The sequence below is a fragment of the Flammeovirga yaeyamensis genome, assembly GCF_018736045.1.
Classification (GTDB): domain Bacteria; phylum Bacteroidota; class Bacteroidia; order Cytophagales; family Flammeovirgaceae; genus Flammeovirga; species Flammeovirga yaeyamensis.
The window spans coordinates 4,920,785-4,935,000 of sequence record NZ_CP076132.1 but is presented as its reverse complement, the minus strand read 5'-3'; the positions used below and the strand labels follow the sequence as shown (position 1 = coordinate 4,935,000).

Here is a 14,216-nt window from a genome sequence, read left to right as displayed (position 1 = left end):
CTTGGGGAGACAAGACAGTACAGAGCGGCCACGGCCAATCTGATAACGATACGAAACGCTTCCAAGAAAACCTTCTAAGATTATGTTATAGGATCCCGTACCCCAAACCGACACAGGTGGTCAGGGTGAGTAACCCGAGGCGCTCGAGTGATTCATGGCTAAGGAACTAGGCAAATTAGCCCCGTAACTTCGGGAGAAGGGGCGCCTACTTACTTTGTAAGAGGCCGCAGCGAAGAAGTCCAGGCGACTGTTTAACAAAAACACATGGCTATGCGAACTCGAAAGATTCAGTATATAGCCTGACACCTGCCCGGTGCTGGAAGGTTAAGAGGGGGAGTTAGAAGTAATTCGAAGCTCTGAATTGAAGCCCCAGTAAACGGCGGCCGTAACTATAACGGTCCTAAGGTAGCGAAATTCCTTGTCGGGTAAGTTCCGACCTGCACGAATGGTGCAACGATCTGGACGCTGTCTCGGCCATGAGCTCGGTGAAATTGAAGTAGCGGTGAAGATGCCGCTTACCCGCAACGGGACGAAAAGACCCCATGAACCTTTACTGCAACTTAACGTTGGCCGTTGGCCAGGAGTGTGTAGGATAGGCGGGAGACTGTGAAGGAGCGTCGCCAGGCGTTTTGGAGTCATTGTTGAAATACCGCCCTCTCCTGTTCGACGGTCTAACGGGTTTTGAACCCGGACATTGTTTGGTGGGTAGTTTGACTGGGGTGGTCGCCTCCAAAAGAGTAACGGAGGCTTTCCAAGGTTCCCTCACGACGGTCGGCAATCGTCGGAAGAGCGCAATGGCATAAGGGAGCCTGACTGCGAGAGAGACATCTCGACCAGGCACGAAAGTGGGACATAGTGATCCGGTGGTACCGCATGGAAGGGCCATCGCTCAAAGGATAAAAGGTACTCTGGGGATAACAGGCTGATCTCCCCCAAGAGCTCATATCGACGGGGAGGTTTGGCACCTCGATGTCGGCTCGTCACGTCCTGGGGCTGGAGAAGGTCCCAAGGGTTGGGCTGTTCGCCCATTAAAGTGGCACGCGAGCTGGGTTCAGAACGTCGTGAGACAGTTCGGTCTCTATCTGTTGCGGGCGTTGGAAATTTGAGAGGCTCTGACTTTAGTACGAGAGGACCGAGTTGGACACACCTCTGGCGTACCGGTTGTTCCGCCAGGAGCATCGCCGGGTACCTATGTGTGGAGCGGATAAGCGCTGAAAGCATCTAAGCGCGAAACCCACCTCGAGATGAGATTTCCTTATGAGGGTTGTTATAGATGATGACGTTGATAGGCTTCAAGTGTAAGTTCAGAGATGGATTAAGCTGAGAAGTACTAATCGCCCGAAAGCTTTTCTTCGGTTGGTGTCCCCTGATGGGGGCACTGACAAAGTTTTTACTGTTCACAGTCAATGATATCAAGACATTGATGGTGCCAATGACGTAGGTGTTCACCTCTTCCCATTCCGAACAGAGCAGTTAAGCCCTACAGTGCTGATGGTACTGGGTTAACCCCCGGGAGAGTAAGTCGGCGCCACATTCATTAAATATAGAAGGTTAGTTAACACAAGATGTTGGCTAACCTTTTTTTGTGTTTATACCATTAATGCTTTCACTATTCTAATTTATTTCAACTTATCATATCTGACTATTGTAATAGAAATATGCTATACTAATCGATACTAGCTACTATTATTCAACCACTATGAGAAGCTTTAAATTACTTGTTTTTTTTCTATGCATGCAGTTATCGTATGCTCAAGATGATATTGAATGTAACCATGTATCCCAAGCTGATTTTGAAGAAGCTTTGAGGAGTTTAACAGAGTTGACTGAAGATGAATTCAGACATGAGATTAAATTGTATACTGAGAAATATTGTCTTGACAATGAACATATTCATATGATCACTAAATTGTTCAAAGCGGATGATGAAAGGATGGAATACTTGTTATTCGCATTTCATTATGTAGAAGATTGGTCACAAGCAAATACTTTTGATTATTATTTTGAAGACGAATTGAATAAAGAAAGTTTCCTTAATTATGTGCATAGTTTCCATAGTGAAATGGCTGATATGCATGAAAGCGTCCAGATGATAAATAGTGCTCCAATAGATGAAGAATGGGAAAGAGAAAATCTAAATGAAGCTGCGAAAGTAGTTTATGTAAAAGATTATAGAGGTAAAATAGGAGCCAACATACCAATGGCAACAGCAGACTATCAAATTCTGCGAACGAAGCTACAAAAACAAGGATATGACCATGAAAAAATTGTTCTATATAAAAAGATGATTCAAGGGAAAGGTTTATCTGTTGATCAATTAAACGGTATTCTCAGCTTATTCTCTTTTGAGAATGATAAAATGAAAATCTTTAATTCATCTTTATCCTCTATTTATGATTTAGATAATTTAGTCAATACAAAACAGCATTTCGTCAATTTTTTCAATAAAAATGAAATCGATAAAGTTACCAACAATAAGTTAAATGATTATGCTGTGGAGGTAATTTCGAAAGAGATGGATGTTGTTTATCAACAAGATTAATGAGCATTTGTTGATAAGTTGACGATAATCACACCAGATATTATTAATAATAAACCAATTATTGTGGATAAGTTGATGGTGTCATGATAATAAAAATATCCAATAGCATTTATCAACACAATCCCTAAACCTGACCAAACAGCATAAGCCACTCCAATAGGGATATGTTTAACCGTTAAGGATAAAAGGTAAAAAGAAACTCCATATAAAAGGATGGAAACTAATGAGGGATACAACTTTGTGTATCCCTCACTACTTTTTAAAGCAGAGGTCGCAAATACTTCTGCGATTATGGCAAGTAATAAATAAATGTAATGCATTACTTACCTTTCTTATTTTTATTCGCTAATTGTCCGCAAGCGGCATCAATATCTTTACCTCGACTTCTTCTTACATGCACGTTTACACCCTTTTTACTTAAATAATCGGCAAATCTTTGGATCTTATCTACTTTGGCATTTAAGAAGTCGGCTTCTGCAATAGGGTTATATTCAATGATATTTACCTTAGAAGGTAGGTGCTTTGTAAATTGGTATAATTCCTCAGCATCTTGTAAACTATCGTTGAAGTTGTTAAATACGATATATTCGTAAGTAACAGGATTTTTTGTTTTACTGAAGTAGTATTTTAGAGCATCTCTAAGAACATCTAAGTTATTTTGTTCATTGATAGGCATAATCTTGTTACGCTTCTCATCGTTGGCAGCATGTAGTGATAACGCTAAATTGAATTTAACTTCATCATCACCTAATTTTCTGATCATCTTAGCCACGCCTGCAGTGGAAACTGTAATTCTTTTTGATGCCATGTTAAGTCCATTGGGAGAAGTAATCTTCTCTACAGACTCTATCATATTTTTATAGTTCAACAATGGCTCTCCCATTCCCATATAAACTATATTGGTAAGTCCAGTATTGAACGTATCTAAAGCTTGTTGATTGATAGCTACAACTTGATCATAAATCTCCCCTGCATCAAGATTACGCTTTCTATCCATATAACCTGTAGCACAGAAAGAACAAGTTAATGAACAACCTACTTGAGATGATATACAAGCTGTCATTCTTGGTTCAGCAGGAATTAAAACACCTTCAACTAAATGTTTATCGTGCAATTGAAAAGCGGATTTAATAGTACCATCCGAACTTTTCTGAGATTTAAAAGTAGTTACAGGAAGAATTTCAAAATTTTCAGAAAGTAGCTCTCTTGTCTTCTTTGATAAATTGGTCATCTCATCGAACGACTTCGCAGAACTTTTCCATAACCAATCCTGGATTTGTTTTGCTCTGAAGCCTTTTTCCCCATTTTCAGTAAGAAAATCTTTTACTTGATCTTGTGATAATTTTCGAATATCTTTTTTACCTGACTTAATCATGGCTAATTTTTTTAGAAATGAGATGAATTTAAAGGTGTGTAGATGTAAAAACCCGAACCTCTCTGCGAAGTTCGGGTTTTTAGTTTAGAAAGAAAAAACTATTAAGTTTTAATGGAATTATTCCATTGCACTTAGTTTTTTGTCAACTTTCTCCATGTTCTCTTTGTCACCAGTTTGGTAGTAGATTTTAAGAAGAAGTTGTAAATATTTTGGCTCATCGTTACCAGCTTCTGCAGCTTTTACAGCGAAAGGAACGGCTTTTTCAGCAGACTCTTTCTTAGCAGCTTCTAATTCTTTAGCTTTTGCTGCATCTACATACTGACCAGTACCTTTTGTAGGTAATTCTTGCAATTGAGCGTTGTAAGCAACACTTTGGTTGTAGTACAATCTTGCTAAAGAATATAAAGCAGTAGTATTTTCGCTATCTAATTCTAAAACTTTTTTGTATTGATCGATAGCAAGTGTAGTATACTTGTCTTTGTGCTCAACTTCTTCAGACATATCAGTAGCTTGATCATAAAGCTGTGCTAACAACAATGAAGCGGCAGCATCTTGAGGATCTTTAGCGATGTTAGCTTTAGCAGATGCAATTGCTTCATCCATTTTGTCAAGTTTCAAGTAGTAAATGATCATACTTCTTGATAAGTCAGCATCATCAGCATTGTATTTTAAACCTTCAACACAGATATCTAAAGACTCTTGGTAGAATTTCTTTGCTTCTGTTTCTAAAGCAGCAATTTTAGTGTTTGCAGCTTCTAATTTTGCTTTAGCAGCATCTACTTCAGCTTGCGCTTCTTCCATTTCAGCTTTTGCTTGTTTTGCTCTTGTAGAAGAGTTAGAAGTTCTTCTTCCTCCGCCAGTAGCATAGTACTCATATCTTTCTTTCGAAGATTCAACAGTTTTAGAAGATCTTTCTATAGTATTTTCAGACTCTCTTACTTCGTAACCTAACTCGTCGATTGAGCTCTCGATATCAGTAACACCTTGTGAAGCGTAGAATAACAATTGCTTGTAATATACAGCGTCGTTTTTACCTAAAGAGAATAAAACTTTAGCATACTTTACTACTTCATCCTGTAAAGCTTTGATTTCAGCATCATCATCAACATCGTTTAGTAAGTTGATAGTAGCATATAAAGCATTTTGTGCAGCAGTTGTATCTTTTTTCACTCTTAAAGCCAAGTCAAATTCTTGTTTAGCTAAAGTGAAATCTTCTTCTTGCCAAGCTTTAGCACCTTCGTTGATGAAGTGGTTGTAGAAGTTAGTCAATTTAGAAGTTTTAGGTTGCATTGTCATTGGATCGATTTGATCCGGTTGATCTAACCAAACTGCTTTGTAAACTGGAGATTCTTTACCAATTACTTCTTTGTTACTTTTGATTTCATTGTAAGCTGATAAAACTGAGTCGATTGCAACTGTTACTTCGTCAGTTGAAGCACCTTCAGCTTGTGCAACTTGTGTATAGATATCACCTTTTACGTCTAGAGTTTTATCTTTAGCGATTACTGGTGATTTACCTTTGCTTGATAATTTGAATTTTTCATAAGCCACAGCTTTGTTAATCTCAGCTTGAGCTTCTGTCATTTCACCTTTAGTTAGGTAGGCAGCAGCTTTAGTAGCTGAACCCTTCTCCTGTGCTAATGCAGTACTAGAAACAGCAGCAGTCAAAGCGGCAGCTGCTAGAATTTTCGTGAATTTCATAGAAATATTATATGTTATATAGCTTAGAATACAATAATTTATTCCTCAACACGCAAACATAATATTTTCAAATTACATTTTTGATGATGTTAAGCATAAATTTTCTATCCCTACTTTACTTCTAACGATTCTTCTAGCTCTTTTAGTTCTTTAGAACGGTTTAATAAAAGTGAAGCATTGTAATAGGTTGTTAAGGCATCTTTATTTTCCTTGTCGAGTAAATAGGCCTTTTTGGCATTTAGGTAGGTGAGGTTTAAATAGAATTTCGCCTTTTTTCTTAATTCGGATTTATGGATATTTTTGTACTTTTCTTTTTGTTTGTTTGTACTCCAATTCATGATCACTTTTTGTATTTTCACTGCCTCCATAAATTGTAACTGACTGATATTCAGGTATGCATCTAATCTTGTTGGGCTAACATTTATTGCTCTAGTATAATAAAGCATGGCGAGATCAGGTTTTTCAAGAGATTCGTAAAGCATCCCAATATTCATTAAAGCTTTTTCATCTGAAGGATATTTTTTTACCAAAGGAAGAATCAAAGAAAGGCCTTTATTATACCAATGTTCTCTAACACAAATTCCTAAACCTCTGTAAACTAAAGAATAGTGAAGGGGATATTTTTCTAAACCTTTGTCAACCTCTTGAATCGCTTTTTTAGGATTTTTTAAATTTTCATAATAAAAAGCTCGACTTTCATAGACTTCAACACTATCATAATTTACCTCTAAAAGCATATCAGAATATTCTAATGCTTTTTCAAAATCTTGATTTAGTTCAGAGGCAATCATACTATACCTTAATATAATCGGATCAGTATGATTAATGTAAATAGCTTGACGAAAGAAAAAAGAGGCACTTTGTGTGTTGTTTTTGATGAATTCAGCTGCCCCCTCAGTAATTAGATTGTCGTAAAAACGATTTAATTCTGCTTGGGCATAAATATGAAATAGTTCGTCTTTTTGAGTGTAATTAAGAATCTTCTCAAACCATATAACGGTTTTTTCAGCATAATCAGAACAGATATCAAAATTTGAGGAATCTCTACAGTTTTCTTCAAGTGCTAGAAGAGAATAAGCTTTTCCTCTTAAGGAAAAAGTTTCCATTTCGCCTTCTTTTGATAAGGGAACATTTTCTAAAGAATCTAAATAATTTAAAGCATCATGACATCTATTCTCATTAATGGATATTCTGGTGAGTTTTAATAGACGCTCTTGAGTGCTACTACTTGATTGCCCTATGAGATGAAGAGGAAATAAAAGTACAAAAGAGTATATGATGATATAAGTAGATCTGATGTTCATATTGATCATGGAAGATTACACTCAGAAAATATCTAATTTTCGAGTTCAGGTTACTAATATAAATAATCTGATACAAAAAAAGGCAACCGCTTGATGCAGTTGCCTTAAATATTATTTCAATGAAAATTTATTCTTCTGAAGATTCCTCTTCGTTCGAATCGTTTTCATTTGTTGGAGTATCTGAAGCGTTTCCTTCCTCCGTACTGTTTTCTGGAGTTGTATTTTCTTCAGTCTCTTCTTCTTCTAAAATAGGCACTATTTCTACTGATGAAATTTCGTCACTATCGTTCAAACGGATCGCTTTTACACCTTGTGTAGCTCTACCCATGATACGGAAGTTAGAAACGGCAGTACGGATAGTAATACCTTCTTTAGTGATAACGATCAAATCATCAGACTCTTCTACAGAGAATAATGAAGCAAGCTTACCAGTTTTATCGGTTACTTGCATGGCTTTTAGACCTTTACCACCTCTATTTGTTCTACAAGGATATTCTTCTAAATCAGTACGTTTACCGTAACCATTTTCAGAGATCACCATTAGAGATTTAGTTTGTGCTTCAATTTCTTCTTTAGAAATACAAGCCATACCAACTACTCTATCTTCTTCTCCTTTAAGAATAATACCTCTAACACCAGTAGCACCTCTACCCATAGAACGGACATTGCTTTCGTCGAAACGAGTAGCCATACCCATACGAGTAGCGATAACAACATCATTCTGACCGTCAGTCAACATTACGTTGAATAACTTGTCACCTTCATTAATGTTGATAGCATTGATACCGTCACGACGTGGTCTAGAGTAAGCCTCAAGAACTGTCTTCTTCACGATACCTCTTTCTGTCAACATCATTAGGTAATGATTATTGATGTAATCTTGGTCGTTTAGGTTCTTCGTACAAATTACAGCTTGTACTTTTTCACCTTCACGGATGTTCAATAGGTTTTGAAGTGGTCTACCTTTAGCTGTCTTAGAGCCTTCAGGTAAACGGAATACTTTCTGCCAGTATACTCTACCTAAGTTAGTGAATAACAATAGGTAATTGTGGTTACTAGCTACGAACATATGTTCTGTAAAGTCGTCATCTTTCGATGATGCACCTCTAGAACCTACGCCACCACGACCTTGTGATTTATAATCAATTAGTGGAGTACGCTTGATATAACCTTCGTGAGAAATAGTAATCACCATTTCTTTATCTTCGATTAAATCTTCGATATCAAGATCATCCGCATTGTATTCAATACGAGATCTTCTTTCGTCACCGTACTTCTCTTTTACTTCGATTAGATCATTCTTAATGATATCCATTTGGCGCTCACGTCTAGCCAAGATATCTCTTAAGTCTTCTACTAAAGCAACAACTTCTTTATGCTCTTCGATGATCTTTTCTCTTTCAAGACCAGTCAATCTTTGAAGACGCATATCCAAAATAGCTTTCGCTTGAATCTCACTAAACTCGAATTTAGCAATCAATTCAGCTCTTGCTATTTCACCATCTTTTGATGCTCTAATTAAAGCGATCACCTCATCTAAATTATCTAAAGCTTTTAAGTAACCTTCTAAGATATGAAGTCTTCTTTCTGCTTCGTCTAATTCAAATTGTGTTCTTCTGATAATTACCTCATGACGATGCTCCACATAATGGTGGATTAAATCATAAAGATTTAACGTCTTCGGTCTACCTTTAACTAGTGCAATGTTGTTTACACTGAAAGAACTTTGAAGTGCTGTTTGTTTGAACAAGTGGTTCAATACAACGTCTGGCACTGCATCTTTTTTCAGTTCGTATACGATACGAATACCGCTTTTATCGGATTCATCACGTATTGCAGAAATACCTTCGATTTTCTTTTCATTAACAAGGTCGGCAGTCTTTTCGATCATGTTTGCCTTGTTGACCATGTAAGGAATTTCTGTAACAACGATTTGCTCACGTCCATTTCCGATAGTTTCGAATGCAGTAACAGCACGCATTACTACTCTACCTCTACCAGTTTCTAACGCTTTTTTAACTCCATCATATCCATAAATGATTGCTCCTGTAGGGAAATCCGGGCCTTTGACAATGTCAGTCAGCTCGCTCATTTCGATATCTGGATTCTCAATATATGCGATAATGGCTTCACACACTTCATTCATGTTGTGAGGAGCCATGTTTGTAGCCATACCTACGGCGATACCCGATGAACCGTTCAGAAGAAGGTTTGGAATTCTAGAAGGTAACACTGATGGTTCCTTCAATGAATCGTCAAAGTTAGGTTCAAAGTCTACCGTGTTCTTTTTGATGTCAGAAAGCATTTCACCTGCGATCTCTTTCATACGAGCCTCCGTATAACGCATCGCTGCAGGAGAGTCACCATCAATTGAACCAAAGTTACCTTGTCCGTCTACAAGCATGTAACGCAATGACCAAGGTTGAGCCATACGAACCATTGTGTCGTATACTGATGAGTCACCATGTGGATGGTACTTACCAAGAACTTCACCAACGATTCTGGCTGATTTTTTATACGGTCTGTTATAGCTTAGTCCAAGTTCTGCCATACCGTACAACACACGCCTGTGTACAGGCTTAAGACCGTCTCTAACATCAGGAAGTGCACGAGATACAATCACCGACATTGAATAATCAATGTAGGCACTTCTCATTTCATCCTCTATGTTAATAGAGATGATATTTTCGTCTGCCATGTATATTTATTGATATGTTTTCAACACAAGAAAAAAGAAGAAAAAAATTCTTCTTTTAAGAGTATGCAAGATACAAAAATCGCCCTTAAAAAAAAGGAAAATCGGGCCTTAATTTCTATCGTTTGAAGCGAATTCCTCCACTTTTTCCTAATGTGGACCTAATACTCATCTGACGCTTCTTTTTTCCTGCTTTTATGTAGATTGCCATCGTGTTTGGTGGCTCTTTTCCTAGGTTGTGTGCGTAAAGAATTAGAATGTTTTCTTTACCGGGTTCATAACGAATTTTCAGCTTTTTCTTTTTGGCTGTGAGTTCGTATTCTTCTAAGACGGTTTCTCCATTCCAAAACAGAGATACGATATCGCCATCTACCGTTTTATCATCCCAAACGGCTAAATTAATTTCGTAAGAAGTAATGTAAATAGATGATTGTACTGTGGTAGGACGGTCCTCATAGACCATTTTTTTCTTTTCCTGAACAGGTTCTTCTTTGATTTTTTCTTTAACAGGAGCCACAGCTACTACCTCAGGAACTTCTTCAATTACTTCCTCTTCAGGTCCTTTTTCTTCCTCAGGCTTATCAGTTGGGATATGAATTAGAGAAACATCGTCAACATATACATAGCATTGAGGGTCTACATCGTAGTTGATGTATTTGATATCCGTTTTTACATCATCCAAGAAATTACCAATAGTCATGTATTTGTAATTGTCCTCGGCAGTAAAAGTGAAAGTAATTTTTTTCCACTCTGTTGTATAAAAAATATCCTCTATTTGATACTGTGGAGTAACATTTAGAGGCTCGTAAACATATTGTCTGATTTTATTTTCTGAGAAATAAACACCAAAGCCATTAGTGGCAATAGCACCAAAAGCTACTTGATTACCATTTTTGATATAACAAGTAAACTGATACTTTTCTCCTTTTTGTAGAGGTGTACTTGTGCGAACAGAAGCGTACTCTCTATAATCAGAAACTCTTTGCATGTAAGAAATTAAACCTAAAACAGATGTACCTGTTCTAGGTTTAAAACTATCTTTTATTCCTTTGAGGGGCTGTTTTTCATTAATAAATAAGTGGTCAGGAGTTCCGTATAAAGACTTTGGTTTAGATGAATTGGCATTAAACCAATCTTCTAAATTATCTAAATAGGCATGTCCTCTTGTCTCTTCATGGAAACTTTCAAAACTAGGATTGGGGATTAAGTTTTGAGCATAAAGAGAAGGTATGGTAAAGAAAAAACCACTAAGTAAAAATAAGTGTTTGAATAATTTAGCCCTCATATGTTCCTATCAATAAAATTCATTCAAAGATAGGAAAATAATATCAAGCCCTAACTACTGCATAGTCCTCTTGTTCATGTATATTAAGTTTTCTTGATATTTCACCGTTAGTGAGGGTGATTGTAAGGATATAGTTGCCGATTTGTAATTGGGAAAGGTCAAATACTTCTGAACGGTCAAAGGCAATTAAACACTTCTCGCCCTTAATGTTTGAGATACTAATTTCAGTAATATGATGAATCAATTCATTAAATGTACTGAGATTGTGCTGTGGAGAAGGTGATTCAATACAAATCACATTTTTTTCATGATTACTCAACTCTATATTTGTTCCAAAAAGTGCTGAGGTCACAAGTAATGAGGCTAGTCGTTCGGATTTAATTTTCATTGTAAAGTAAATTTTGAGCTTTAAATACGGTAAAGAAATAAACGAGTAATTATTGTATGACTAATTAGTTGATTTAAAGATATTTATAAAGTTCCATTTTACCCTTTTTTTCCTAAAATAATGATGTAATCTATTAGAATGAGTAAATAATTTACCTTGATTTGAAGTCTAAAAAAATGATTTTTTGGAGTATATCATTAAAACATAGTATCATAGCTGATATATAACACAAAAAGGTGGTTTCAAAATCAATTGAAACCACCTTTTTAATATAACTGACGGATAGAACTTTTATTCTTCCGGCTTTTCCTCTTCTTTAGAGTTTTTCTTGATACTCACATCAAGAACTTCTCCTTTACCAGAATAATCAGCAATTATTGTATCTCCTTCTTCAATATCTCCACTCAAAATAGCTTCTGCCATTGGATCTTCAAGATATTTTTGGATCGCTCTGTTCAATGGTCTTGCACCATATTGAGGGTCGTATCCTTTTTCCGAAAGGAAATCTTTTGCTTTTTCTGTGATCTCGATGCCATATCCCATTGCATAAATTCTTTCGAAAAGTTTCGAAAGTGAAATATCAATGATTTTGTGGATATGTTCTTTTTCAAGTGCATTGAAAATGATGACATCATCTAAACGGTTCAAGAATTCAGGAGCAAATGCCTTCTTCAATGCTTTTTGAATAGTGCCTTGCATCTCTGCATCTTGATTATCCAATTTAGTTTGAGTACTGAAACCAATTCCAGTTCCGAAATCTTTAAGATCACGAACACCAATGTTTGATGTCATGATGATTACCGTATTTCTGAAATCGACTCTTCTACCTAAACCATCTGTTAAGATACCATCATCGAGAACTTGTAATAAGATGTTGAATACATCTGGGTGTGCTTTTTCGATCTCATCTAATAGCACTACTGAATAAGGCTTACGACGGATTTTTTCCGTTAACTGTCCACCTTCTTCATAACCCACGTAGCCCGGAGGCGCTCCAACCAATCTAGATACAGAGAATTTCTCCATATATTCAGACATATCGATTCTTACTAAGGCATCTTCTTTGTCGAATAGGTGAGTAGCTAAAACTTTAGTTAACTCCGTTTTACCCACACCTGTTGGACCTAGGAAGATAAATGAACCGATCGGTTTTTTCGGATCTTTTAATCCAACTCTTGTACGACGAATTGCTTTGGCTAGCTTTTCAATTGCTGCGTCCTGACCGATTACTTTACCTTGTAAGTCATCTGCCATTTTCATCAATTTCTTGCCTTCCGATTGTGCTACACGATTTACAGGAATACCTGTCATCATAGCCACTACTGCTGCTACGTCATCTTCAGTTACAGGGTAGATCGTCTCATTAGTTTCTTTTTCCCACTGTTCTTTAGCAGTATCCAAGTCTTCTAATAATTTCTTCTCTGTATCACGAAGTTTTGCAGCTTCTTCGTACTTCTGACGTTTTACAACTTTATTCTTTTCCTCCTTGATATCTTCGATTTGCTCTTCAAGCTTCACGATGTTATCAGGAACATGAATATTGTTGATGTGAACTCTAGCACCTACTTCATCTAGTACATCAATAGCTTTATCTGGAAGGAAACGGTCACTGATATATCTATCAGAGAATTTCACACAGGCAGCCAAGGCATCTTCCGAGTAATCCACGTGGTGGTGTTGCTCGTATTTACCTTTGATGTTATTTAGGATTTCGATAGTTTCCTCTGGAGTAGTAGGATCTACCATTACCATTTGGAAACGACGTGCTAAGGCTCCGTCTTTTTCAATATATTGTCTATACTCGTCTAAAGTAGTAGCACCAATACATTGTATATCACCTCTTGCTAATGCAGGCTTGAACATGTTCGAAGCATCTAGCGATCCCGAAGCACCACCAGCACCAACAATAGTGTGTATCTCATCGATGAAAAGGATAACTTCTGGAGCTTTTTCTAGCTCGTTCATTACCGCTTTCATTCTTTCTTCGAATTGTCCACGGTATTTTGTACCTGCTACCAAAGACGCAAGGTCTAGAGTAACGACTCTTTTACCGAAAAGTACACGAGATACTTTTTTCTGAACAATACGTAAGGCTAAACCTTCAGCGATAGCTGTTTTACCAACACCAGGCTCACCAATTAATATAGGGTTGTTTTTCTTTCTTCTAGAAAGCACCTGCGCAACGCGCTCAATCTCTTTGTCACGACCAACAATTGGGTCTAATTTACCTTCTTCTGCGTAGCTTGTTAGATCACGTCCGAAGTTATCCAATACTGGAGTTTTAGACTTTTCAGAACTTTTAGATGATTCTGGGCGTGAGCTCCATGAACCACTGCCTTTTGCTTGTGGGTCGTCATCATCAGTACTTGATGATGCTTTTGGGTTTTGATTTTCTCCTTGGAATTCGATCATTTCTTTGACAACATCGTAGTTTACATCGTAACGCTGTAAAATTTGAGTGGCCAAGTTGTCTTCATCTCTTAGAATAGAAAGCAATAAATGCTCAGTGCCTATCAAAGACGATTTAAAGATTTTTGCCTCTAAGTATGTTATTTTAAGCGTTTTTTCTGATTGTCGGGTTAGTGGGATGTTTGCGAGATTTTTCACATTAAAATTCGCCGTACTTTTAGTCGACTGCTCAATAGCGTCTTTTAAGTCGTTTAAGTTAACGTTTAACTTCTTTAATAATGTGATCGCATATCCCTCACCCTCACGAATCATACCGAGCAGTAAATGTTCTGTACCGATATAATCATGTCCAAGGCGTAAAGCTTCCTCTCTACTAAGTGAGATCACTTCTTTAACTCTGTTAGAAAATTTTGCCTCCATGGTTAGGGAATTTAAATTATAATTATTCTAATATAGAATGTATAAGATACAGAATTTAGAATCATTATAGAAATAATGCATGAGTTAATTTCGTAAG

The 14,216-nt window shown here is 36.9% G+C and carries 9 protein-coding genes and 2 rRNA genes (1 of these 11 cut by a window edge); 3 read left to right on the top strand and 8 right to left on the bottom strand.

The features are described 5' to 3' along the window. The 3 genes from KMW28_RS19625 to KMW28_RS19615 all read left to right on the top strand — a co-directional run. A 23S ribosomal RNA gene (locus KMW28_RS19625) occupies positions 1 to 1,354 on the top strand; it begins 1,525 nt to the left of the window's first position. A gap of 68 nt (positions 1,355 to 1,422) precedes the next feature. Continuing rightward, positions 1,423 to 1,534, top strand: a 5S ribosomal RNA gene (rrf, locus tag KMW28_RS19620). Between the two features lie 165 nt (positions 1,535 to 1,699). Further along, on the top strand, positions 1,700 to 2,542 hold the full coding sequence (locus KMW28_RS19615; protein ID WP_169665878.1) for a DUF4476 domain-containing protein: 843 nt from the start codon (positions 1,700 to 1,702) through the stop codon (positions 2,540 to 2,542). On the opposite strand, the gene KMW28_RS19610 is transcribed toward KMW28_RS19615, so the two are convergent. The 8 genes from KMW28_RS19610 to KMW28_RS19575 all read right to left on the bottom strand — a co-directional run bounded on the left by KMW28_RS19610 (position 2,539) and on the right by KMW28_RS19575 (position 14,119). Continuing rightward, positions 2,539 to 2,862: a DMT family transporter gene (locus KMW28_RS19610; protein ID WP_169665880.1), complete on the bottom strand. Its 324-nt coding sequence runs from the start codon at positions 2,860 to 2,862 to the stop codon at positions 2,539 to 2,541. The two genes, KMW28_RS19615 and KMW28_RS19610, sit on opposite strands and share 4 nt — an antisense overlap. Further along, positions 2,862 to 3,917: a 23S rRNA (adenine(2503)-C(2))-methyltransferase RlmN gene (gene rlmN / locus KMW28_RS19605; protein WP_169665882.1), complete on the bottom strand. Its 1,056-nt coding sequence runs from the start codon at positions 3,915 to 3,917 to the stop codon at positions 2,862 to 2,864. Before rlmN ends, KMW28_RS19610 begins: the two co-directional genes overlap by 1 nt. A 117-nt stretch (positions 3,918 to 4,034) precedes the next feature. Beyond that, positions 4,035 to 5,618, bottom strand: coding sequence for a tetratricopeptide repeat protein (locus KMW28_RS19600; protein WP_169665885.1), 1,584 nt, complete (start codon positions 5,616 to 5,618; stop codon positions 4,035 to 4,037). Between the two features lie 110 nt (positions 5,619 to 5,728). Then, a complete protein-coding gene (locus KMW28_RS19595; RefSeq protein ID WP_169665887.1) occupies positions 5,729 to 6,922 on the bottom strand; it encodes a tetratricopeptide repeat protein in 1,194 nt (397 codons plus the stop codon). Positions 6,923 to 7,049: 127 nt separating this feature from the next. Then, on the bottom strand, positions 7,050 to 9,620 hold the full coding sequence (gyrA, locus tag KMW28_RS19590; RefSeq protein ID WP_169665889.1) for a DNA gyrase subunit A: 2,571 nt from the start codon (positions 9,618 to 9,620) through the stop codon (positions 7,050 to 7,052). Positions 9,621 to 9,735: 115 nt separating this feature from the next. After that, on the bottom strand, positions 9,736 to 10,902 hold the full coding sequence (locus tag KMW28_RS19585) for a hypothetical protein (protein WP_169665891.1): 1,167 nt from the start codon (positions 10,900 to 10,902) through the stop codon (positions 9,736 to 9,738). Positions 10,903 to 10,945: 43 nt separating this feature from the next. Next, entirely contained in the window at positions 10,946 to 11,290 is a 345-nt protein-coding gene (locus KMW28_RS19580) for a T9SS type A sorting domain-containing protein (protein WP_169665893.1), read from the bottom strand. 291 nt (positions 11,291 to 11,581) lie between these two features. Further along, positions 11,582 to 14,119 (bottom strand): ATP-dependent Clp protease ATP-binding subunit, encoded by a 2,538-nt coding sequence (locus KMW28_RS19575; protein WP_066211709.1) that lies wholly within the window; start codon positions 14,117 to 14,119, stop codon positions 11,582 to 11,584. Between the last annotated feature and the right edge of the window lie 97 nt (positions 14,120 to 14,216).